Genomic DNA, 21,253 nt, shown 5'->3' on the forward strand with positions numbered 1-21,253 from the left:
TTTCATTGCCGCGAGTCCGACCGTGATGCCGGTGCCTGCGCATTTGGATTATCACCACGGCATCGAATATGGTTGCGCAGCACGTCGTGAGCGTTTCACGCGTGCCGTCATGCGGATGTAGCGCAGCTGGTAGCGCATCACCTTGCCAAGGTGAGGGTCGCGGGTTCGAATCCCGTCATCCGCTCGGTCACAATTTCATAGCCCGCGCGATTAGCTCAGTGGGAGAGCGCTTCCCTGACACGGAAGAGGTCACAAGTTCAATCCTTGTATCGCGCACGAGAGAAACCCACTCATCGCAGTGGGTTTCTTGCTGGGTCGCACGTGCCACATCCGGGCACGCACGACCCGAGAAGATCCCAGCCCACCCGCTACCCGAGATCAGTGATGACCATGGACCGCGCCGCCTTGCAGTACACCCTCGAATGGGTGACCACCCACGATGTTGCCGTCAGTGGAGCCGAGGTGATCACCGACCTGCTTCCCATCACCCGCCGCGTCGACGACCTCGACATCCGCGACGAGGAACTCCGTGCCGCCGTCGCACGGATCGAATCGCGTCGCCTCGTCGGCGTCTGAGGTTCTCCTCCTCCTACTCGCCGCGCTGTCCCCCGATCGCACGGCGAACTGAGTCGACCGCCGCGGCGTGCTTGCATCCGGCGCGGCAATACGATTCGATGACCATCGACACGGGGTGCCGGCGACCGGCCGGCTGAGAGCACACCCGTCGAACCTGCTCCAGTTAGTACTGGCGAAGGGATGGTCTGAGAATGCCTGTGGCATCGCCGTTTTCCGAACACGTCGTCCTCGTCACCGGCGGTGGCCGAGGCCTCGGCACACACATCGTCCGAGCGGTCGCCGCGCAGGGCGCGCGGGTGGTCATCAACTACCGACGCAGCGCCGACGCTGCCACCGAACTCGCGGCCGCACTCGGTGACAACGCCGTCGCCCTTCCCGCCGACGTCACCGACCGTGCAGCCGTCGATTCGATGATCGAGCGCGCCGCAACGTATTTCGGGCATCCCGTCACCGCGGTCATCAACAATGCCCTGCCCGACTACTCCTTCAACGGCGATGCCCGGTCCCATGCCGACGAATTGACCGTCGACGAACTCGACGCGCAGTTCCGCGGCATCGTCGGCGGAGCCCTGAACACCACCCAGGCCGCGCTGCCGGGAATGCGCGCCGTCGGCGGTGGCCGCATCGTCACCATCGGCACCAACCTGGTACAGAATCCCGTTGTCCCCTACCACGATTACACCGCCGCCAAGGCCGCGCTGCTGGCGCTCACCCGCACCCTGTCGGCCGACCTCGGGGCCGACGGCATCACGGTGAACATGGTCTCCGGCGGGCTGCTGCGCACCACGGACGCCAGTTCGGCCACGCCGGCGGAGGTGTTCGACGCGATTGCGGCGACGACGCCGCTGGGGTCGGTGACCACACCCGCCGAGTTCGCCGACGCCGTCCTGTTCTTCCTCTCACACTGGTCACGGGCGGTCACCGGACAGAACCTGGTGGTCGACGGCGGACTTGTGAAGGACTGACGACACCCCGATCAGACATGACCACCTCCGAAGACCGGGCCCAACCGGGATACGACGCGCTCGCCGACGTCTACGCGCAACGCTTCCCCACCGCCTACACCTCGCCGCTCGAACAACACGCCATCGCGATATTCGCCGACGAGTTGCCCGGCCCCGGCGCGCGGATCGTCGACGTGGGTTGTGGGACAGGGCATGTCGCCGCCGACCTGCGGGGTCGCGGATTCGAGGTCCGCGGAGTCGATCCGAGCGAGCAGATGCTGACACACGCCCGCCGGGCCTACCCGGGCATTTCGTTCGACGTCGGTGACGCGTGGTTGCGCGACGTCGATCTCGCCGACGTCACCGGCCTCATCGCACGCTTCAGCCTGATTCATCTGCCGCCGGACGACGTTCGCGCGGTGCTGTGCAGCTGGCATCGGCGGCTGCCATCCGGAGCCACCGTGCTGCTCGCTCTGCAGAGCAGTGACGACCCCGGTGTGCACGAGTTCGACCACGCCGTCGCCCGGGCGTGGCGCTGGCATCCGGATGCGTTGGCCGAGGACGCCACCACCGCCGGCTTCACCGAGGCATGGCGCCTCATCAGCCGCCCCGACAACGATAATCGCTTTCCCCACATCCACCTGCTGCTCCGCCGGTGACCGAGTCAGCACCAGGCGAGCCTGGTCTGGGTAAGGTGCCCGCATGACCATCGAGGAGACGTTCTCCGACATCGCGGTGGCGTTCGAGGCCATCGGGGCCGCAGCAATGATCGTCGGATTCGCCACGGCCGCCGTGCTGAGCGCACGGTCGCTGGTCCGCAAGGAAGGCGGCGCGGCCGCCTTCGCCGTGCTGCGCACCACCCTCGGCGGCGCCATCCTGCTCGGGCTGGAGATCCTGGTGGCCGCCGACCTCATCCGGACCATCACCTCCAAGCCGTCCATCACCGACGCCGCCATCCTGGGAATGATCGTCCTGATCCGGACGATCCTGTCGATGTCGATCCAGATCGAGATCGAGGGGGTTCTCCCCTGGCGACGTGCCCTGCTCACCAGTGGTGGTCAGGTCATCGGCAACGCCGTCGCACGCGACGCGCGGGCCACCCGGGCTCGCCGGGAGGCGGGCGATCCCTCGGAATCGGCGGTGGTCACGCCAACTCGGGACCAATGACGGTGTCCTTTCGATCACCGTCGTCGTAACGTTGTATGCATGATCAGCAATGTGAACGCCCCGGCCTGCGACAACCCCGACTGCACCTGCGGCCCCGACTGCAAATGCGGCGAGAACTGCACCTGCGGCAAGAAGTAGTCCCCATCCCCGATCCCCTCGCGTCGTTCGTCACGCGAGGGGTTATCTGCGCGAAGCGAGGCCCCTGGCATGACGGCGCCGTCCATCACCGTCGACGTGATCACCGATCCTGCGTCGGCCCCGGCACTCGCCGACGTCGCGGCGGCCACGTTCCCGCTCGCATGTCCGCCCCACGCCCGACCGGACGACATCGTCGGCTTCATCGATGCGAACCTGTCCGCTGCCGCCTTCGCCGGCCACGTCACCTCTCCGGACTCCGATGTCCTCGCCGCGCGCACCACGGACGGCGGTCTCCTCGGCTATGCGCTCGTCCATCATCGAGCTCCGACGGATCCGGACGTCGGGGCGGTGGTCACCGAGCGCCCCTGCTCGGAGATCTCGAAGATGTACGTGCTCCCCGACCACCATGGCCGATCGCGTACCGATCCCCCGTCGCACCTGCTGATGCGGGCGTCGATCGATCGGGCACGAGCACGCGGCAGCGCCGTCGTCTGGCTCGGCGTCAACCAGGAAAACGTTCGGGCGCAACGCTTCTACGGCAAGTTCGGGTTCGCTCGCGCGGGTGTGAAGACCTTCGACCTCGGCGGCAGCGTCGAACACGACTACGTGATGACGCTGCCACTCGTCTGAGACACCGGCGACGCGACGGCCGCAGCCGTCGGGCGCGGCACCACATACCGCAATCCCGGGAGCCCCCGCCGTGAGATCAGGTACTCGGCGACAATCAGATTCGGAATCCAGCACAGGAACGGCACCGGGGCGTACGCGCGTGCGAACACGTCGCCGGAGCCGCCGGACGCCTCGATCACGCCCATCAGCACCATCTGCCAGGCCCGCAACGTGACAGCGGCATATGTCATCGCGAACCCCCGGATCATCCAGGCCTGATGGCGCGCGATGTCGCCGCGGAATGCCCACAGCGTGCCACGCGCCGTGAATGTCAGCCACAGCAACGCCAACGTGCCGAAACCGAAGAGACCCGCCAGACCCGCGGCGCTGAAGGCGGACACGATGAGACCGGAGACCCCGGCCGGGAGGACCGCGAGGACGTAGACCCGCCCGACGACGCGATGTCCCCTCAGCCACCGCGACCGGATGTAGGTGGAGAACTGCAGCGGACCGATCCCTAATGCGACACCGGCAGTGACCATGTGGATGTAGAGGACGGTGATCACCCATTGTGGCTGCGTCGCGTAATGCGCGGCCAGGCCGGTGTCGCTCGCCGCCAACTCGCTCATCCGGGAGCCGACATACGGCGCGGGCGCCATCACGGCGACCGCGACGCAGGTCAGCGCGATCACCGTGTACCGCCCGGTGACGAACTTCGTGGCGGACATGAGTATCCTTCCGTATCAGGAGAACTCGAGATGACGAGTTCGCGGTGACACCGAGACTACGAATGTCGGGTCGGAGCCGGCACCGGGTAAACCCCCGTATCCACCCGGGTTTTCGGGTACCCCTGCGGGGGTGAATCCGCCACGATATGCGCCGACGGCCCCGTAGACTGCACCCATGACGCCGACCGACTCCCGTCAATCCGAACCGGCCGAACGCATTTCGTCGGGACTCGTCGACGTCCTGACAGATGTCCACGGCGCGGGCGACGTCACCGTCACCGACCTCACGCGCGTTCCCGCCGGCGCCTCCCGGCAGACGTGGGCGTTCACCGCCACAATTGACGATCGGGCGCACCCGCTCATCCTGCGGCTCGATCTCCCTGGTGCGCGCGAGGATTCGTCACTCCTCCGTGAGGCTGCGCTGATGCGCGCCGCGGGCGCCGCCGGCGTGGCGTCGCCGACCGTCCTCGCCGCAGGAGAGGATCACCCCGACATCGGCGGCGACTTCGTCGTCATGAATCGCGTCGACGGCGAGACCATCCCCCGAAAGATACTGCGCGACGAGCGATTCGCATCGGCGCGGACGCGGCTGGGTGCGCAACTGGGGCACAGCCTGGCCCGCCTGCACCGCATCGACCCCGATACGATTCCGGGTCTGCCCGACGAGGATCCGCTCGAGTCCTGGCAGCGGGAACTGGATTCCATCGACCGCCCGCTACCCACGTTCGAATTCGCTCTCGCCTGGCTGGCCAACCGACGCCCGCAAGAGTCGGGACGCGCACTGGTGCACGGTGATTACCGGGTCGGCAACATCATCGTCGACGACGACGGACTGGCCGCGGTACTCGATTGGGAACTCGCGCACGTCGGTGATCCGCTGGAGGATCTGGGCTGGATGTGTGTGAAGGCGTGGCGATTCGGCGGCGCCGGAGTGGTCGGCGGATTATGTGATCTCGACGAATTCGTCGGTGCCTACGAGGCCGGGAGCGGAGCGACCGTCGACCGTGACGCGGTGTTCTGGTGGCAGGTGTACGGCACGCTGCGATGGGGCCTGATCTGCGTGCACCAGGCACAGCGCCACCTGTCCGGAGCCACCAGGTCGGTGGAACTGGCCGCCATCGGTCGCCGCGTCAGCGAGAACGAGTGGGAGTTGCTGAACCTGCTCGGCGCGCACGTGTGAACGCGGCGTCGAGTCGGTCCAATCACCCCGACCGATCTCGAGACCTGTTCAGCGCGTACCGAATTCCCAGTTGCCGCCGTTGCGGTATTCCTTCAGAATCCGACGGCCGACGGTCGAGATGTGCACCTCGTCGGGGCCGTCGTAGATGCGGGCCGAACGCGCGTTGCGATACATCTTGCCGAGCGGGGTGTCGTCGGTGAGGCCGGCGGCACCGTGGACCTGCACGGCCCGGTCGATCACGTTGTGCAGCATCCGTGCCCCGTACACCTTGATCGCGCCGATCTCCACCCGCGCCTGATCTCCGGCGTCGATGCGTTCGGCCGCCTTGAGCGTCAGGAGTCGGGCGGCCTGGATCTCGTTGTAGGACTCGAAGACATGTTGCTGCATCAGCTGCTTGTCGGCGAGGGGTTCGCCGAAGGCGGTGCGCCCGATCAGCCGGTTGCACATCAGGTCGAAGGCCCGCTGCGCCTGCCCGAGCCACCGCATGGCGTGGAAGATCCGTCCCGGACCCAAACGTTCCTGTGCGATGACGAAGCCATTGCCTCGTTGCCCCAGAAGGTTTTCCGCGGGCACCCGCACGTCGTCGTAGGCCACCTCGAAATGGTGTCCGCCGAAGCCGAGGACCGGCGTGTCGCGGACGATCCGGTACCCGGGGTTGTCGGTGGGCACGATGATCATCGAGAACGCGCGGTGGGGCGGGGCGTCGGATTCGGTCCGGCACATCACCGTGGTGTAGGCGGCTTGTGCGGCACCGGTGGTGAACCACTTGCGGCCGGTGATCACCCACTCGTCGCCGTCGAGTACCGCCGCGGTCTGCATGCCGGTCGGATCCGAGCCGGCCACGTCCGGTTCGGTCATCCCGAAGCTCGGCGAGATCTCGCCCCGCACAAGCGGTTCCAGATACGCATTACGCCAGCGAGGGGAGGCGTGGCGGTTCAGCATGATCGAGTCCTGCAGCGTCCAGGTGCCCAGGGCGAGCTGACCGTACTCACTGCGACCCTGTACCTCGTTGACGTACACGTAGTCCAGGAACGGCAATCCCCCACCGCCGATCTCGGTGGGATGTCCCAACGCCCAGAGGTCGCGGCGTTTGGCCTCGGCGCGCAACTCCGCGATGATCTTCTCGGCGTCGGGTCCGCCGGCATCGAGTTCCGGTTCGGCCGGTTCCACCAACTCGACCATGAACTCGTACACGCGATCGCGCAGCGGCCGGACGTGTTCGGGTACCTCGAAGGTCATCTGTCGTCCCCGTTCATTTCTTCTCGATCAGCTCTTCTCGATCAGCGTCGGATTGTCCACGCGGAGTTTGGCTTCCACCGACGCGGTCAGCAACGCATGGACACGGGCGTCGTCGGCCAGGGTGCCGTCGCGGATGCCGTCGACCAGCCCGGCGGCGTCGGTGACACCGAGTTCGGACAGTGCGGCGTGGAAGTCGTCGATGGCCTCGGGGTCGGCGGCGAGTTGTCGCTCGACGATGGCCAACACGTTGGCGGCGACCCGCGCGTGAAAGCGGGTGGAACCGGAGGTCTCGGCCATCACCGGACCGGTCAGGAACTCACGCACAGCGCCCAGCAGTTCGATGACGGTGGGTCGGTCGTAGAAGTCGTCGGCCGCTGCGAGATCACCACCCGAGGAGCCAACGCCATTGTCCGCCAACGTCTTCGACTCCATCCCCGCTCGTCACACACGACCTGTGATCAATGCTAGTCAGGTCCGGGGCCTGTGGTCAATGACACATGGAACAAGAAGGGAAATCTGTGCCTACCGCGCGCCGAACTACTTGGACGCGTGCTCGGCTCCCGGCTCACCGAAACGCCGGTACTCGAGAGTGACGCGAATCCGGTACATACCGTCATCCACCACGTTCTGCACTCGGGTCAGGGTGTTGTCGGGACCGAGGATGAGTTCTTCGACGATGTCGGGATACATATTCCGTCCGACCGACCCCCAATCGCAGCCCTCATCGGGAGAACGCAGGTAGTCGCGTCCGTCATGGACGAACACGTAGCCGTGGAAGACACTTCCCAGGCAATAGTCTTCACCCGAGTACGCGAGGGCCTCTGCATCCACCCGGCCGTCGGTGAGTTCGTAGAACGACCCGTCCGGGCGTATCGTCAGCTCAATTCGAAGATCGACGTCTGTCGGTCCTGCCGAGTACCGAGGCAGCAGAGTTGCAGACGGGTCCGCACGACCGTCAAGCCATGCAGAAATGTCGGCATCTTCGTCGTACTCCAACTCGATGTGACCGACACGCACGAGCCGCCAGGTTCCTGCGACCGGCTGGCGGAACGCTCCGACGCGAACTTCCGGCGGCGATTGACGCACGCGAAGCTGGTCGATGCGCACCCGCACCGCGGTTGGTGAATCGACACCTTCGGGAACAATCGCCAGATCTCCGGTGACCAATGGAGCACGTTCGACGGCGATGTATCGGTCAGGCCCCAGGCCGCCGTGGCTCGGCGGTAGCGCGACCGGTGTTCCCTTTCCGTCACACGGTGTACCTTCCACACGGATCACGCGACCGTACAAGATCTCGTCTTCGGGGAGCACAGTTCGCCAGTCATCATTGAGGTCGACCAGCTCTCCGAACAGCATCGCAAGCCGCTCACGACGTTCTGGTTCCCCGTGCGTGGTCCAGAAGCACGCGCCTTGGCCGATGCTCGTCATCGCTCGGATGGTTCGCGGCCCGAGTGGGATCTCCGGATGCTTCTCGGCGATGACGACAACCACCACTGGGTCGACGGCCATCAGTGATGAGTGGATCGAAGCCGCGATTTCCCACACTCTGTCCGGCACTCGTCGCCGACTGAGCTGCCACCCGATGCGGCCTCGACCAGTGCGGAGATCAAGACCCCTGCTGACCCGATCCTCGTCGAACACCGCAGTGAAGACCGCCCTATCCCACTCGGGTTCCGGACCCAACTTGTCCAACGCCTTCGCCAGTGATCCGTACTGGCTGATATCCATCTCGTCGACGGTCCATGGCGAGAAGATCGCATTGGCCAAGGCCGCCGAATCCGCTTCGGACAGTTCGTATTCGTTGACGGCGACGCCCCCTCGTCAGATCACCCTCGGCCTGACAACACTAGCCCTGCGACCGAAAATCAGGGTCGGTCAGACAGACGACTCCGCGAACCGCGACAACGCGAGCAGGCGCGAGGTGGCACGCAGGTACTTCTTGCGGTAGCCGCCGTGCAGCATCTCCTCGGTGAAGATCTCGTCGAGTTTGCTGCCGGACACGGTGACCGGGATGTTGGCGTCGTAGAGACGGTCGGCAAGAACGACGATGCGCAGCGCCACCGACTGATCCGACGCCGGATGCACGTCGGAGATGCAGACCAGCGAGACGCCCTCGACAAGATCCTTGTACTTCGACGGATGCAGCTTGGCCAGGTGCGCGCAGAGGTCGTCGAAGTTGTCGAGCGTCGCATTCGGCGTCGACTCGGCGAGCTCGGTCAGCTCGGCGTCGGTCTTGGGGTCCGGGGCCGGCGGCAGGTCGCGGTGCCGGTAGTCGGGACCGTCGACGCGGATGGTCTCGAAGATGGCGGAGAGCTTCTTGATCTCCCGCAGGAAGTCCTGCGCGGCGAAGCGGCCCTCGCCGAGCTGTCCGGGCAGGGTGTTCGAGGTGGCGGCGATGGACACGCCCTTGGCGGTGAGCTCGGTGAGCAGCCGCGACACGATCATGGTGTCGCCCGGATCGTCGAGTTCGAACTCGTCGATGCACAGCACGTTCTGCTCGGACAGTCGCTCGACGGCGTTCATGAAGCCCAACGCGCCGACGAGGTGGGTCAGTTCGACGAAGGTGGCGAACGATTTCGGTGCGGGCATCGCGTGGTAGATCGACGCGAGCAGGTGAGTCTTGCCGACACCGAAGCCACCGTCGAGGTACAGGCCGATCCCCTGCGGCTCCTTCTTCCGCGAGAAGAGTCCCTTCTTGCCGCCGCGTGCCGAGCGGGCCCGTTCGACGAAGGCGCGGGCCTTGGCGACGGCCTGCGCCTGGGACGGCTCGTTGGGATCGGGGATGTAGCTGTCGAAGCTCACGTCGTCGAATGTGGACGGCGGGACCATCTCCTCGATCAACTGCTCGGGAGGGACCACCGGGTTCCGGTCGGACAGACGTGCCACCATGGACCGCAAGCCTAGTCAGTGCCGACCACGAGGAATAATGCTCTATCAGCATAAAGCGACCCAGGTCACATCCGATGAACTCGACGACGCAGCCCGATTGCGCGTCCTGAGCAACCACTACCCCTACCCCGACGACCTCACCCGCCCGGTGGTCCGCGCGAATATGGTCGCCTCGATCGACGGGGCGTCGTCGGTCGACGGCAAGTCCGGCGGGTTGGGGTCCGACATCGACCGCGCGATCTTCCGGACCCTGCGGGGCCTGGCGGATGTCGTGGTGGTCGGGGCCGGTACCGCGACCGCCGAGAACTATCACCAGCCCGAACCCGACGAGGCCTTCGCGGCGGCACGCAGCGACCTCGGCCAATCGCCGGCACCGGAATTGGTCCTGATCAGCAACTCCCTGTCGATCCGGCCCGACTACCCGCCGCTGTCCCACGCGGCGACCACCGTCCTGACCTGCGCGGACTCACCGGCCGACCGCCGCCGGGCCTTGATGGACGCCGGCGCGACCCTCGTCGACTGCGGAACCGAGAAGGTCGAGTTCGGCCGCGTCCTCGCCCATCTCGCCGAGCGGGGGCTGTTGCGGGTCCTCTGCGAAGGCGGTCCGAGCCTGCTCGGGTCGATCATCGCCGACGACCTCCTCGACGAACTGTGCCTCACCATCAGCCCGACCCTCGCCGCCGGCGACGCCGCACGCATCGCGCACGGACCCGCGCCCGTCGACACGCCGCCGACGATGCGTCCACACCACATCCTCGGCGACGACGACGGCTTCCTCTACACCCGCTGGACGCGCGCGAACTGATCGGTGACCAAGCAGGTGTGCGGAGATGACTAGGCTCGCCGTCATGGGTTCAGGTGGCGACGCACATTCACGACCGGCCTCGTCACCCCGGCGAGCCGAGATGGGCCGGCGCGGGATGTGGCGTCGAGCGCGTTGGCAGCTGATGGCGGCGACGGTCGTCGTTCTCGGCGTCGCCGGTTGCGCCGTCGGCCCCAACCCGGGACCGGATCTCGTTCCGGGTGGCGGAGAAGGTGGCGCGGCGCCGGCCACCTCGAGTGCACCTCCGCCCGTCCCCACCCTGCAGAAGCCGGCGAAGGAACTCTCGTGGTCGGCGTGCGGACCCGCGATCGCCGACGCCTATGCGGTGACCGTGCCGTCGGGTGTGACGGTCGACTGCGCGAAGTACACCTCGCCCATCGATCCCGACCAGTCCAATTCGGGACTCACCGTCGCCGCCACCCGCATCACCACCGGCGCCACCCCCGCCGATGCCGCACCGCTCGTCCTGACCTCCGGCGTCGACATGCCGTCGTCGCGGGCGTTGATGCTGCTCGCATCCGGTCCGGGACGTTCGCTCGTCGACAAGCATCCGATCGTTGCCATCGATCGCCGCGGGATCCCCCGCAGCACCGCGTTGGACTGCCTGACCCGCACCGAACGCGACACCATGGCCGACAACGGTCTCACCCCGGGCGCCACCACCGACCGCCGCATCGCCACGCTGGCCACCGCCGCCTCGTCGGCGTCCGACGGCTGCACCGAGACCCTGTCCCCCGACCAATTGGCCTTCGGCGTCGCCGGCGCCGCCTCCGACCTCGAGACCCTGCGCAAGGCCTGGGATGTCCCCCAGCTCGGTCTCATCGGGCTCGGCGAGGGGTCCGACGTGGTGATCGCCTACACCTCCCTGTACGGCGGCCGTACCGGCCGGATGATCCTCGACACCCCCGTTCCGTTCGGCGCCAACGCCCGCGACACCGGCGCCGCGCAGGCCACCGGTGTCCAGGCCGCCCTCACCACGTTCGCACAACGGTGCGCGGCGCTCGGGTCGGCCTGCGCGCTCGGCTCCGACGGCGCGGACACCATCGCCTCGGTCCTGGCGAAGGGCCGCACCGGCGACCTCGGCGGGCTGTCCGATGCCCAGGCGCTCGCCGCGATCACCACCGGGATCGCGCTGGCACCCGGCACCGCCGACGGGATCGGCGGCGTCGCCACCGCCATCGCCGCAGCCAACCGTGGTGACGTCGGCGCACTCCGTGATCTGGCCACGCGGTCGGAGGCACTGCGTCTGACCGATGGACAGATCGTCGCCGAATGCAACGACGTCAGCGGCCCCGTCAGCCAGAACGAGATCAACGGCCTCATCACGACCTGGACCAAACAGAATCCGCTGACCGGCACCGACACCGCGCTGTCGTTGATGCGGTGCAACGGCTGGGCACCGGCCGAGGCGGTCAACCCGCCCAACAGCTTCCCGGTGGTGCCGCTGATCCTCGACAACCCCGGAGACCCGATCAACGGCGGCACCGGCGCCGCGGCACTCGACCCCATCTTCGCCCGAGCCCAGGCCCAGCCGGTGACCGTCAGCTGGGCCGGATTGGGGTATTCGGCGGTGTCGCGCAGCACCTGCGTCGCCGACCTCGTCGCCGAGTACGTCGAGAAGTACCCGCTCACCGGTCCCGCCGACCGTGGGTGCCCCAGCTGACGGCCGTCAACGAGATCCACCCCGGTCACCGCGGCGGGGTGCCCGCGCGGGGCTGATCGTATTCCGGGTGCGGTACGTAGTACGGTTCGCGGGTGGCAATTCTCGACAGGTATCTCTACCCGCAGATGCCCGCGCAACGCATCGTGCCGCTGGTGCTCTGGCCGCTGAGCGTGCTGATGATCTTCCAGCGCTCGGTGATCCTGGGCGTCAACGGCGACCGGACCGACGATTTCAAACCGGTCTACAACGCCGCGTTGGCCTTTCTCAACCATCGGCCGGTGTACGCGGAGAACCTCGACACCGTCGACCCGCACTATCTGTATCCGCCGTCGGGCACGCTGCTGATGTCGCCGATCGCGGTCATCGATCCCGAGCGCTCCCGTTGGCTGTTCATCGCCGTCAGCGTGATCGCGCTGATCGCGTGCGCCTACCTGATCACGCGCCTGTTCGGGTATGGCGTGAACACCTGGGTGATGCCGACGGTGCTGTTCTTCTTCTTCAGCACCGAGACCGTCGCGCACACGCTGATCTTCACCAACTTCAACGGCTTCGTCCTGCTCGGCATGCTCGCGTTCATGATCTTGATGCTGCGTAACCATGACTGGTGGGCCGGTGTGCCCATCGGCCTGACGCTGGCGGTCAAACCGGTCCTCGCGCCGCTGTTGCTGCTTCCCCTGCTGACTCGTCAGTGGCGGATATTCGTGGGTGCCATCGGCATTCCCGTGCTGCTCACGATTCTGGCGTGGCCGGTGTCGGCCGACCCCAAGTCGTTCCTCTCCCACACGGTCCCGTATCTGGGTTCGACCCGCGACTACTACAACAGCTCGATTTCCGGCAACGGCGCGTACTTCGGTGTGGCCGACTGGCTGATCATCGTCCTGCGCATCGCGTTCACGCTGATGGCGATCTTCTCGCTGTGGTTCCTCTACCGCTACTACCGGCACACCAACGAACTGCTGTGGATGACCACGTCGTCGGGAGTGCTGTTGTGCACGACGTTCCTGGTCGGGTCCCTCGGCCAGGGTTACTACTCGATGCTGCTGTTCCCGCTGCTGATGACGGTGCTGATCCCCGGTTCCGCGATGCGTAACTGGCCCGCCTGGCTCGGCGTGTACGGCTGCTTCACCCTCGACAGTTTCCTGTCGACCCGATGGGACGGCTTCGGCCGGCAACTCGAGTACAACAAGGTCACCTGGGGCTGGTCGCTGCTGATGATCGCGGTGTTCTGCGCGTTGCTGTTCCGCTATCTGGACATGCGCCGCGACGGTGTTGCGGGACGGTGGAACCAGTGGTCACCGTCGGCTGAGGGCGACGTGAGGGCGGTGTCCCCCACGACATCACCCGAGTCGGCCTCGGCGTAATCCCCGGGTCACGAGCCCTGGGCATGCTGCGGCTCGGCGACCGCGGTCGTGCGGAAGCACTCGTCGGTGAGTGATCGTGCGATGTCGCTCATCCGCGCCGAGGACGCGGCACGGCCACGCACGAACTGTTTGTCGACGAGAGTGCCGTCGATCCACACATCGATCCGCCAGGGGGCCAGTCCCGTCCAGCGGGCGAGCAGCACAAACGGTGTGCACAGCACACTGAGCACACCGGAGATGACGTAGAACGCACCGTGGACGAGGACGGTGACGATCGCCTCGAGCACCAGGTACGGCCAGAACACCACAAGCAGGAGAATCCATCCGACGCGGCCGCCGCCACCCGACGACGTGTCACGCACGTCGCGCCGACGTTCATCGATTCGCTCGGATGTCGGACGGTTGACGGGCGACGGCACCGGTTGACGCCGCGCCTGATCGGTCCAGACGACCGGGATGGTGTCGGAGTCGGTCGACATCCGCGGTTTCCACGCCATGACTCGTCGGGTGACGGACCAGTCCTGTCCCATCGAGGTCGTTCCCTGCACCGGACGACCGTAAGCCCTCCCGAGGGGTGATCCGCGCACGCCTCGGACACTTGAACGACTCGTGTCCTGGTCTGGGGGCGCTGTTCGGACCACGCCGTCGTGGCGGCACCGGCAGTCGCCTCGTACCGTGGACGACATGACCGACACGCCCGCCCAGAGTCCTGCCGATCTCGCCGACCTGTCTGACGCGCAGTGGCGCGAACGCCTGTCCCCCGCCGAGTACCGCGTCCTTCGCCAGGCCGGCACCGAGGCCCCCTTCACCGGTGAGTACACCGACAGCAAGACCATCGGCGTCTACCGCTGCCGCGCCTGCGGCTCCGAATTGTTCCGCAGCGAGCAGAAGTTCGACTCGCACTGCGGGTGGCCGTCGTTCTTCTCCCCGCTCGCCGGGGACGCCATCATCGAACGATCCGACGATTCGCTGGGCATGCGCCGCACCGAGGTGTTGTGCGCCAACTGTGGCAGCCACCTCGGTCACGTCTTCGCCGGCGAGGGCTACGACACCCCCACCGACCTGCGCTACTGCATCAACTCGATCAGCCTCACGATGGAGCCGGACGAGGGCTGATCAGTCCGACCCCGTCTCAGTCCGACACCGTCACCGACTCGATCGTCAGCGGACTCTTCGGTGAACCGTCCTGCGGATCGAGACGGTGGCGGCCGGTCACCGGATCGACTCCCACCCCGGGGACGATGCCACCCGCAAACACCTTGTCGACGACCGACATCCCGGCGGAATCGACGGTGCCGACCACCGCGTAGCTCGCAGGCAGCGTCCCATCGGACTGCAGGATGAAGAACTGGGCGCCGCCACCGGAGTTCTGCGCGTCGGGCCGCGGACCGCGATTGGCGATGGCCACGGTGCCCCGGGGGTAGATCACGGTCTGTGCACCGGATGTCGGGTCGACCGGGCCGCTGGGCCGCAGACCGGTCGGCGGTTCGTCAGGGCTGGTCCATCCGGGATTCCCGATACCGGTACCCGTAGGGTCGCCGCACTGGATCACCTTCAGGTCCGCGGTGTCGGTCATCCGATGACACGGCGTGTCGTCGTAATACCCGTGCTCGGCGAGACTCACCACGGCAGCGACATTGCAGGGGGCGTCGGCTCGGTCCACCACGATGGGGATCGATCCCTGATCGGTGGTGAGGGTGACTTTCAGAATCCCCGACTTCGGTTGCTGCGCTGCAGGTTCCGGCGACGAGCGTTGCTTCGACCGGCCGGCCAGGACACGATCGATCTGCTGCTGATACAGCGTCCGCTGGCCGGGGTCGGTCATCTGCGGCGGCGGCGTGGTCGGCACACTGTCGAAACCGCCGGGCTCCGTCGGGTACTCACATGTCGTGACTTCGGCCCGGTCGACGGACTCGGCGGCAACCGGGGTTCCGTCGACTCCCACGGCGCACCCGGACGAGACCAGACCGGCGCCGGTGACCACCGCCAACGCCAACCACGACCGCCGCCGTCTCACGGAAGTGCGTCGACAAGCGCCGTCGGCTCGATCCGCGGACCCGTGAAGAACGGGGTCTCCTCACGCACATGCATGCGGGCCTCGGTGGCACGCAGATCGCGCATGAGATCGACGATCCGGTGCAGCTCTGGCGCCTCGAAGGCCAGGAGCCACTCGTAGTCGCCGAGCGCGAAGGATGCGACGGTGTTGGCCCGGACGTCCTTGTAGCCGCGGGCGGCCTTGCCGTGATCGGCGAGCATCGTGCGCCGCTCCTCGTCGGGCAGCAGGTACCACTCATACGACCGCACGAACGGGTAGACGCAGATGTAGTTGCCGGGCTCCTCCCCCGCCAGGAAGGCCGGGATGTGGCTCTTGTTGAACTCCGCAGGACGATGCAGCGCGACATTGCTCCACACCGCGTTGCTCGCGCGTCCCAGCAGGGTCTCGCGACGGAACCGGTTGTAGGCGGCCTGCAGATCCTCGAGCTTCTCGGCGTGCCACCAGATCATGTAGTCGGCGTCGGCCCGAAGACCTGAGACGTCATAGACGCCGCGGACCACCACGTCGGTGTCCTCGAGAGACTTGAAGAAGTCGGTGACGTCGGACTTCACGGCGTCCCGGTCGTCGCCGAGTTCTCCGGGCCGGACCGAGAAGACCGAGAACATCAGGTAACGGATGGTGGAGTTCAGTGCGGCGTAATCCAGGCGGCTCATGCCGTCAATCGTGCCACCGTCGCCGATGTGCCCGGCAGCCAGGGATGCTCAGCCGAGGTCGTCGAGCAGTGCGGCGGCCGCACGCCCGGCGTGTCCGATACAGGCCGGCACCCCGACACCGGAATACGACGACCCGGCCAGCACCAGCCCGCGCGGACATTCCTCGACCAGTTGCGTCATCCGGGCGAGATGGCCCGGGGCGTAGCGCGGCAGACCGCCCGTCCACCGTTGCAGATACGTCGCCACGACCCGCGACGACGGTGCCGGGACGCCGGCCGCGGAGCACACGCGGTCGAGATCCTCGAGCGCCCACACCCGCAACAGGTCGTCGATGCCCGGCTCGGTGTCCTCGCCGGGGATCGGCGCACCGTAGCGACCGAAGGACGCTCGCACCGACACCGGACGGTCGGGTGAATCCAAGTGCGCCCACTTGCGTGAGCTCAGCGTGAATGCCTTGGCCCGCAGGTCTTCTCCGGTGGCCACCAGCACCCCGGAGTTGTCGGGCAGCTCGGTTCCCGGCCGCAGGGCGATCGACACCACCACCGACGATGCGGGTTCGACGGCGCGCAGTCCGGGTGCGACGGCGGGTACCGAATCGCGCAGAAGGTGCGCGGCGATCCAGGCCGGGACCGCCACGACGACTCCGTCGTAGACCGGTCCGGGGTCGGTGCCCGCGGCGGTGCGAACCGACCAGGAGCCGTCAACGGGGGTGACGTCGGCGAGCGCACATCCGGTGATGAGTCGCGGGCGTGCTGCGTCGATCACGGCGTCGACGAGCACCTGATACCCGCCCAGGAGTGTGCCGAAGACGGGTCCGGTGCCGCGACTCTCGTCGAGCAGGCCACCGACGGCCTCGGTGAGGCTCCCGGCTCCCGCGTCCAGGCGCGCCGCCAGAGCCGGAATCGCCTCGCGCACACCGATATCACGAGCAAGACTGGAGTACACCCCGCCGAGCATCGGGTCGACGCTGCGATCCACCACCGACAGACCGAACCGCCCCGCGACCAATTCGCCGACACTCATATCGGTCCCCGGATGCCAGAGCAGGGGTCGGGTGGGTTCGCTCTCGATGAGCCTCAGGTCGACCGGATCGACAAGACCCTCGACCGCCGTCGCCGACCGCGGTATCCCCATCAGTGCGGGCGCCGGCAGCGGATGCAACGTGCCGGCGGACCAGATCGCCGGTCGGCGGGTGGTCGGCGAGACGACGCGGTCGGCCAGTCCGAGTTCGGTGACCAGATCGAGTGCCTCGGGTCGCCGGACGATGAAGGCCTCGGCGCCGACATCCACCGGTGATCCGCCGACGTCCACGGTGCGTAGGATGCCGCCCGGGCGGTCATCGTCGCAGTACACGTCGATCTGTGCGTCGGCACCGAATCCCTGCCGCAGGCGCAGCGCCGCAACCAGGCCGGAGATCCCGGCGCCGACGATCGCGATGCGTACCGCCATCGTCAGAGCGTGTGGATCAGTTCGACGGCGCGGGTGAGCGCGTCCGGATCGGTGTCGGGCAGAACCCCGTGACCGAGGTTGACGATGTGGCCGGTCGCGCCGGCGGCCAGTGCACGTGTGCCGTCGTCGATGACGCGCTTGATCTCTGTTTCGACGACGGTCGGGCCGGCGAACAGGACCGTCGGATCGAGATTCCCCTGCACCGCCTTACCGGGTCCGACGCGGCGTACGGCCTCGTCGAGGGGTACCCGCCAGTCGACGCCGATGACGTCGGCGGGCGCCGCCATCGAGGCGAGGAGTTCGCCGGTGCCCACCCCGAAGTGGATGCGCGGCACATCGTAGGGTGCCACCTCGGCGAATACCCGGGCGGTGTGCGGCGCGACGTAGGCCTGATAGTCGGAGGCGCTGAGCGCTCCCGCCCACGAGTCGAAGACCTGGATGGCGTCGACCCCGGCGTCGAGCTGCACCTGCAGGAAGGTGATGGTGATGTCGGCGAGACGCCCCATCAGCGCGTGCCAGGTCGCAGGCTCGGACCGCATCAACGCCTTGGTGTGGACGTAGTTCCGGCTCGGTCCGCCCTCGATCAGGTACGACGCGAGGGTGAACGGCGCACCGGCGAATCCGATCAGCGCGGTGGTCTCGGAGAGCTGGTCGAGGATGAGGCGCACGGCCCGCGCCACCGCACCCACCGAGGCCGGTTCCAGTCGCGGGAGTGCCTCGACGTCGGCCGATGTCCGCACCGGCGCGGCGATGACGGGTCCGGTGCCGGCCACGATGTCGAGGTCGATGCCAGCAGCCTTAAGTGGAACCACGATGTCGGAGAACAGGATCGCCGCGTCGACGTCGTGGCGCCGGACCGGTTGCATGGTGATCTCGCAGACCAGCTCGGGGTCGAAGCAGGACTCGAGCATCCCGTGATCGGCGCGGATCGCGCGATACTCGGGCAGCGAACGGCCGGCCTGCCGCATGAACCACACCGGTCGGCGCGTCGGTGTCTGGCCGCGTGCGGCCGCGACCAGCGGCATTCGGGTGTGGGTACGGCGCGTTGCTTGTGTGTGCGACATCGGTACTCACTCTGCCATGTCCGCAGGACAAACCGGTCGGCGGAGCCCGATCGATCGGACCCTGCGGTCGGGTCATCACCCGGCGCGCCTCCACCGCCGGGCGTGGTCCTCGTCATACCGTCGGGAGCGTGACCTCCTCCGGAGCTCCGACGGAGCCTGCCGACTTCCGCATCGCGGTCGAGTCGCTGCATTCCGCCCGCATCCGCCGCGACATCGAGGTCGGACCCATCCGCCCACCCCAGCGTCTCGCGCCCTTCAGTTATGCCGTCGGTGCCGAGGTCAGCCCACCCGATTCCGACGACGTCGACACCGACTCGCAGGGCAGCGCCTTCGGCCGTTTGATCCTGCTCTACGACCCCGACGGTCAGGACGCGTGGAACGGCACGATGCGCCTGGTCGCCTACATCCAGGCAGAGATGGAGGCGGCTCTCGCGATGGACCCGCTGCTGCCCGAGGTCGCGTGGAGTTGGTTGTCCGATGCGCTCGGCGTGCCGGTCGGCCACACCACGTCCGACGACGGGCATCCGGGTGATTCGGCCGTGCGCGTGACCGCGTTGGGTGGCACCGTGACGTCGACCAGCTCGGTCCGCTACGGCGACATCGCCGGTCCACCGCGCGCCCACCAACTGGAGTTGCGGGCGTCATGGACGGCACCGACGGCCGACGGTCTCGGCGGTCATCTCGAGGCCTTCTGCGATGTGTTGGCCTCGGCCGCGGGCCTTCCACCGGTCGGGGTCACCGAACTCGGGTCCGCGTGAACGATCCGGCCCCACCTGATACCCCCGACGGCCCCGACGATGACCGGCCGGCCACGACGCCGCTGCTCGTACCGCGCGACGGAGTGCCGGCGGTACTGACTAGTCCGGCGGAATTCGCCCGCGCCGCTGAGCAACTCGCGGCCGGCGACGGTCCGGTCGCATTGGACACCGAACGCGCGTCGGGATACCGGTACTCCCAGCGGGCCTACCTCATCCAGATCCGTCGTCACGGTTCCGGCAGTTTTCTCATCGATCCCATCGAACATCCCGACGCACTCACCCCGCTCATCGACGTTCTCGAGGGACCGGAATGGGTTCTGCATGCCGCCGATCAAGACCTCCCCTGCCTGCGTGAGGTCGGATTCCGGGGCCGGGAACTGTTCGACACCGAACTCGCGGGCCGACTTCTCGGACTCACACGAGTGAACCTCGCCGCGATGGTCGAGCAGTTCCTCGGCCTCGGCCTGCAGAAGGGGCATGGCGCCGCCGACTGGTCACGTCGGCCCCTACCCGACGAGTGGCTCAACTACGCCGCACTCGACGTCGAGGTGTTGGTGGAATTGCGGGACGCCATGGATGCGGCCTTGGCGGAGGCCGGAAAGCAGGAGTGGGCCCGCGAGGAGTTCGCGTACGTCCTGGCGCGACCTGCACCGCCGCCACGGACGGATCGTTGGCGCAAGACGGCGAACATCCACACGATCAAGACCGCGCGCGGCCTCGCCGCCGTCCGCGAATTGTGGACGGCGCGTGAGGAGATCGCGCAACGACGCGATGTTGCGCCGGGACGCGTGTTGCCCGATTCGGCGATCGTGACCGCCGCAGCGGCCGGACCGCAGTCCACGGCCGAACTGACGCGTCTACCCGTGTTCGGTGGGCCACGCCAACGCAAGCAGTCGGGAACGTGGTTGTCTGCCCTGCTGCGCGCACGCGACATGCCAGAAGCCGAACTCCCCCCGCGAAAGACCCCCACGACGGGTCTGCCTCCGGTGAGCCGATGGGAGCAGCGCAATCCCGAGGCCGCCGCGCGCGCCGCACGAGTGCGTCCGCTGGTGAAGGAGATCGCCGAGGCCAACGATCTCCCCGCCGAGAACCTGCTCCACCCGGAACTCGTTCGGCAGCTGTGCTGGGAAGGACTGCCCGTGCCGGTCACCGCGGAAGCGGTAAACGAGCGCTTGGCCGCCGGGGATGCCCGGGGCTGGCAACGCACGCTGACCGCACACCCAATCGCCGGCGCACTCAACAGCATCGACGACTCCGCCTCCGACTCGAGCGGCACCGACTGACCGTCGGTCGCCACCCGTGGTCCGCCAGACGATCCCAAATCCATTGGGCGAGAACCATCCCGCCGGTCGAGACCCCATCCCGCTCGAGCCCCCAGTCTGTTGACCGAGCCCCTCATCCCGCCGGTCGAGCCGCTATCCCGTCGGTAAAGCCCCATAATTCGTTGGTCGAGCCGGGCGGAGCGCTAGCCGCCGCGTTGAGCTCCGTCGAAACGAAGCCCGAGTCGAGACCTCGCAAGCCGACGCCGAAAACTCAACCACCCCAATCCCATTGGGACATACATAACCTGTGGATAGAAAATACTTGCGAGTTTCGATATGATCGGCTATAATCGAACGCATACGCCACAACGGCCTTCTCGGGGGAGGTGACATCAGCATGACAGACACCACCGACACTCCCATGTCACGGCCACTGGCACTGATGCACCAGATCAACGCGTTGCTCGACGAGTTGGCCCAGACTCCGATGACCGCCTGCTCCGACCTCGAGGTGGTGGAGGCGGCGAAACTGTCCGAACAGATCGCCACCCGTACCCACTTCCAAGGCGACCGCGCGATCCTGGAAATCTCTGATCGTGGTGTGCACCGCAAGGTCGGCAAAGTCAGCCTGTCGAATTTTCTGAACTACGATCTGCGGATCGCGCAACCCACCATGCGCATCGCTCATATGAAG

22 protein-coding genes, 2 tRNA genes, 1 pseudogene and 1 riboswitch are annotated in these 21,253 nt (G+C 67.2%); of the genes and pseudogenes, 15 read left to right on the forward strand and 10 right to left on the reverse strand.

All coding sequences use genetic code 11. The features are described 5' to 3' along the window. The first annotated feature begins 111 nt into the window (after positions 1-111). From ABLE94_RS10330 to ABLE94_RS10360, 7 genes are all read left to right on the forward strand, one after another. Positions 112-184: transfer RNA gene (locus ABLE94_RS10330), tRNA-Gly, on the forward strand. Between the two features lie 20 nt (positions 185-204). Beyond that, positions 205-276: transfer RNA gene (locus tag ABLE94_RS10335), tRNA-Val, on the forward strand. A 108-nt stretch (positions 277-384) separates the two neighbouring features. Beyond that, positions 385-576: a hypothetical protein gene (locus ABLE94_RS10340; RefSeq protein WP_348808689.1), complete on the forward strand. Its 192-nt coding sequence runs from the start codon at positions 385-387 to the stop codon at positions 574-576. A 101-nt stretch (positions 577-677) separates the two neighbouring features. Then, positions 678-774: riboswitch (TPP riboswitch) on the forward strand. Next, on the forward strand, positions 768-1,541 hold the full coding sequence (locus ABLE94_RS10345) for a 3-oxoacyl-ACP reductase (protein WP_348808690.1): 774 nt from the start codon (positions 768-770) through the stop codon (positions 1,539-1,541). Its footprint overlaps the riboswitch before it by 7 nt. A 17-nt stretch (positions 1,542-1,558) precedes the next feature. Next, positions 1,559-2,179 (forward strand): class I SAM-dependent methyltransferase, encoded by a 621-nt coding sequence (locus ABLE94_RS10350; RefSeq protein WP_348808691.1) that lies wholly within the window; start codon positions 1,559-1,561, stop codon positions 2,177-2,179. A 43-nt stretch (positions 2,180-2,222) separates the two neighbouring features. Further along, complete coding sequence (locus ABLE94_RS10355; protein WP_348803625.1) at positions 2,223-2,687, forward strand: DUF1622 domain-containing protein; 465 nt, start codon at positions 2,223-2,225, stop codon at positions 2,685-2,687. A 207-nt stretch (positions 2,688-2,894) separates the two neighbouring features. Then, positions 2,895-3,455 (forward strand): GNAT family N-acetyltransferase, encoded by a 561-nt coding sequence (locus tag ABLE94_RS10360; RefSeq protein WP_348803624.1) that lies wholly within the window; start codon positions 2,895-2,897, stop codon positions 3,453-3,455. Here ABLE94_RS10360 and ABLE94_RS10365 read toward each other — a convergent pair. After that, positions 3,428-4,162 carry a DUF2306 domain-containing protein gene (locus ABLE94_RS10365; protein ID WP_348803623.1) on the reverse strand — a complete coding sequence of 245 codons (735 nt, stop codon included), beginning with the start codon at positions 4,160-4,162 and terminating at the stop codon, positions 3,428-3,430. The two genes, ABLE94_RS10360 and ABLE94_RS10365, sit on opposite strands and share 28 nt — an antisense overlap. Positions 4,163-4,337: 175 nt before the next feature. Between ABLE94_RS10365 and ABLE94_RS10370 the strand changes: the two genes are divergently transcribed. Then, positions 4,338-5,342, forward strand: a complete 1,005-nt coding sequence (locus tag ABLE94_RS10370) for a phosphotransferase family protein (protein WP_348808692.1) — start codon at positions 4,338-4,340, stop codon at positions 5,340-5,342. 48 nt (positions 5,343-5,390) lie between these two features. Here ABLE94_RS10370 and ABLE94_RS10375 read toward each other — a convergent pair whose 3' ends face one another. The 4 genes from ABLE94_RS10375 to zapE form a co-directional block, all read right to left on the reverse strand. Continuing rightward, on the reverse strand, positions 5,391-6,581 hold the full coding sequence (locus ABLE94_RS10375) for an acyl-CoA dehydrogenase family protein (protein WP_348808693.1): 1,191 nt from the start codon (positions 6,579-6,581) through the stop codon (positions 5,391-5,393). Positions 6,582-6,608: 27 nt separating this feature from the next. Next, positions 6,609-7,013, reverse strand: coding sequence for a DUF6285 domain-containing protein (locus ABLE94_RS10380; RefSeq protein ID WP_348808694.1), 405 nt, complete (start codon positions 7,011-7,013; stop codon positions 6,609-6,611). Between the two features lie 105 nt (positions 7,014-7,118). After that, positions 7,119-8,009, reverse strand: a complete 891-nt coding sequence (locus tag ABLE94_RS10385) for a hypothetical protein (RefSeq protein ID WP_348808695.1) — start codon at positions 8,007-8,009, stop codon at positions 7,119-7,121. A gap of 447 nt (positions 8,010-8,456) precedes the next feature. Further along, entirely contained in the window at positions 8,457-9,470 is a 1,014-nt protein-coding gene (gene zapE / locus ABLE94_RS10390; RefSeq protein WP_348803617.1) for a cell division protein ZapE, read from the reverse strand. Positions 9,471-9,507: 37 nt separating this feature from the next. Here zapE and ABLE94_RS10395 point away from each other — a divergent pair, with 37 nt between their 5' ends. From ABLE94_RS10395 to ABLE94_RS10405, 3 genes are all read left to right on the forward strand, one after another. Next, positions 9,508-10,275 (forward strand): pyrimidine reductase family protein, encoded by a 768-nt coding sequence (locus tag ABLE94_RS10395; RefSeq protein ID WP_348803616.1) that lies wholly within the window; start codon positions 9,508-9,510, stop codon positions 10,273-10,275. A gap of 115 nt (positions 10,276-10,390) precedes the next feature. Further along, positions 10,391-11,956 (forward strand): alpha/beta hydrolase, encoded by a 1,566-nt coding sequence (locus ABLE94_RS10400; protein WP_348803922.1) that lies wholly within the window; start codon positions 10,391-10,393, stop codon positions 11,954-11,956. Positions 11,957-12,048: 92 nt separating this feature from the next. Further along, entirely contained in the window at positions 12,049-13,317 is a 1,269-nt protein-coding gene (locus ABLE94_RS10405) for a glycosyltransferase family 87 protein (protein ID WP_348803615.1), read from the forward strand. 8 nt (positions 13,318-13,325) lie between these two features. Here the strand turns inward: ABLE94_RS10405 and ABLE94_RS10410 are convergent, their stop codons facing one another. Next, positions 13,326-13,865, reverse strand: coding sequence for a hypothetical protein (locus tag ABLE94_RS10410; RefSeq protein WP_348803614.1), 540 nt, complete (start codon positions 13,863-13,865; stop codon positions 13,326-13,328). Between the two features lie 136 nt (positions 13,866-14,001). Between ABLE94_RS10410 and msrB the strand changes: the two genes are divergently transcribed. Beyond that, positions 14,002-14,433 carry a peptide-methionine (R)-S-oxide reductase MsrB gene (gene msrB, locus ABLE94_RS10415; RefSeq protein WP_348803613.1) on the forward strand — a complete coding sequence of 144 codons (432 nt, stop codon included), beginning with the start codon at positions 14,002-14,004 and terminating at the stop codon, positions 14,431-14,433. A gap of 16 nt (positions 14,434-14,449) precedes the next feature. On the opposite strand, the gene ABLE94_RS10420 is transcribed toward msrB, so the two are convergent. The 4 genes from ABLE94_RS10420 to hemE are packed head-to-tail and all read right to left on the reverse strand — an operon-like array spanning position 14,450 to position 18,539. Continuing rightward, entirely contained in the window at positions 14,450-15,334 is an 885-nt protein-coding gene (locus tag ABLE94_RS10420; RefSeq protein WP_348803612.1) for a peptidylprolyl isomerase, read from the reverse strand. Further along, on the reverse strand, positions 15,331-16,026 hold the full coding sequence (gene hemQ, locus ABLE94_RS10425; protein WP_348803611.1) for a hydrogen peroxide-dependent heme synthase: 696 nt from the start codon (positions 16,024-16,026) through the stop codon (positions 15,331-15,333). The genes ABLE94_RS10420 and hemQ overlap by 4 nt, the downstream gene beginning before the upstream one ends. Positions 16,027-16,074: 48 nt before the next feature. After that, positions 16,075-17,475: a protoporphyrinogen oxidase gene (gene hemG, locus ABLE94_RS10430; protein WP_348803609.1), complete on the reverse strand. Its 1,401-nt coding sequence runs from the start codon at positions 17,473-17,475 to the stop codon at positions 16,075-16,077. Between the two features lie 2 nt (positions 17,476-17,477). Beyond that, positions 17,478-18,539, reverse strand: a complete 1,062-nt coding sequence (gene hemE / locus ABLE94_RS10435; RefSeq protein ID WP_348803608.1) for a uroporphyrinogen decarboxylase — start codon at positions 18,537-18,539, stop codon at positions 17,478-17,480. A 128-nt stretch (positions 18,540-18,667) separates the two neighbouring features. On the opposite strand from hemE, the gene ABLE94_RS10440 reads away from it, so the two are divergent. The 3 genes and pseudogenes from ABLE94_RS10440 to ABLE94_RS10450 form a co-directional block, all read left to right on the forward strand. Next, the gene (locus ABLE94_RS10440) at positions 18,668-19,297 is read left to right on the forward strand and encodes a DUF3000 domain-containing protein (RefSeq protein ID WP_348803607.1); all 630 of its coding nucleotides are present in this window, start codon (positions 18,668-18,670) and stop codon (positions 19,295-19,297) included. Continuing rightward, positions 19,294-20,580 carry a ribonuclease D gene (locus tag ABLE94_RS10445; RefSeq protein ID WP_348808696.1) on the forward strand — a complete coding sequence of 429 codons (1,287 nt, stop codon included), beginning with the start codon at positions 19,294-19,296 and terminating at the stop codon, positions 20,578-20,580. Before ABLE94_RS10440 ends, ABLE94_RS10445 begins: the two co-directional genes overlap by 4 nt. A gap of 376 nt (positions 20,581-20,956) precedes the next feature. Next, positions 20,957-21,253 (forward strand): annotated as a pseudogene (locus ABLE94_RS10450) (HNH endonuclease); the annotation flags it as partial.

Origin of the sequence: Gordonia sp. VNK1, assembly GCF_040049135.1 — a bacterium.
Taxonomy (GTDB): domain Bacteria; phylum Actinomycetota; class Actinomycetes; order Mycobacteriales; family Mycobacteriaceae; genus Gordonia; species Gordonia oleivorans.

What these genes read in the sequence shown, in the direction of transcription:
- ABLE94_RS10340 (WP_348808689.1), top strand. Translation starts at nt 385, where the DNA reads ATGACCATGGACCGCGCCGCCTTGCAGTACACCCTCGAATGGGTGACC.
- ABLE94_RS10345 (WP_348808690.1), top strand. Translation starts at nt 768, where the DNA reads ATGCCTGTGGCATCGCCGTTTTCCGAACACGTCGTCCTCGTCACCGGC.
- ABLE94_RS10350 (WP_348808691.1), top strand. Translation starts at nt 1,559, where the DNA reads ATGACCACCTCCGAAGACCGGGCCCAACCGGGATACGACGCGCTCGCC.
- ABLE94_RS10355 (WP_348803625.1), top strand. Translation starts at nt 2,223, where the DNA reads ATGACCATCGAGGAGACGTTCTCCGACATCGCGGTGGCGTTCGAGGCC.
- ABLE94_RS10360 (WP_348803624.1), top strand. Translation starts at nt 2,895, where the DNA reads ATGACGGCGCCGTCCATCACCGTCGACGTGATCACCGATCCTGCGTCG.
- ABLE94_RS10365 (WP_348803623.1), bottom strand. Translation starts at nt 4,162, where the DNA reads ATGTCCGCCACGAAGTTCGTCACCGGGCGGTACACGGTGATCGCGCTG.
- ABLE94_RS10370 (WP_348808692.1), top strand. Translation starts at nt 4,338, where the DNA reads ATGACGCCGACCGACTCCCGTCAATCCGAACCGGCCGAACGCATTTCG.
- ABLE94_RS10375 (WP_348808693.1), bottom strand. Translation starts at nt 6,581, where the DNA reads ATGACCTTCGAGGTACCCGAACACGTCCGGCCGCTGCGCGATCGCGTG.
- ABLE94_RS10380 (WP_348808694.1), bottom strand. Translation starts at nt 7,013, where the DNA reads ATGGAGTCGAAGACGTTGGCGGACAATGGCGTTGGCTCCTCGGGTGGT.
- ABLE94_RS10385 (WP_348808695.1), bottom strand. Translation starts at nt 8,009, where the DNA reads ATGACGAGCATCGGCCAAGGCGCGTGCTTCTGGACCACGCACGGGGAA.
- zapE (WP_348803617.1), bottom strand. Translation starts at nt 9,470, where the DNA reads ATGGTGGCACGTCTGTCCGACCGGAACCCGGTGGTCCCTCCCGAGCAG.
- ABLE94_RS10395 (WP_348803616.1), top strand. Translation starts at nt 9,508, where the DNA reads ATGCTCTATCAGCATAAAGCGACCCAGGTCACATCCGATGAACTCGAC.
- ABLE94_RS10400 (WP_348803922.1), top strand. Translation starts at nt 10,391, where the DNA reads ATGTGGCGTCGAGCGCGTTGGCAGCTGATGGCGGCGACGGTCGTCGTT.
- msrB (WP_348803613.1), top strand. Translation starts at nt 14,002, where the DNA reads ATGACCGACACGCCCGCCCAGAGTCCTGCCGATCTCGCCGACCTGTCT.
- hemQ (WP_348803611.1), bottom strand. Translation starts at nt 16,026, where the DNA reads ATGAGCCGCCTGGATTACGCCGCACTGAACTCCACCATCCGTTACCTG.
- hemG (WP_348803609.1), bottom strand. Translation starts at nt 17,475, where the DNA reads ATGGCGGTACGCATCGCGATCGTCGGCGCCGGGATCTCCGGCCTGGTT.
- hemE (WP_348803608.1), bottom strand. Translation starts at nt 18,539, where the DNA reads ATGTCGCACACACAAGCAACGCGCCGTACCCACACCCGAATGCCGCTG.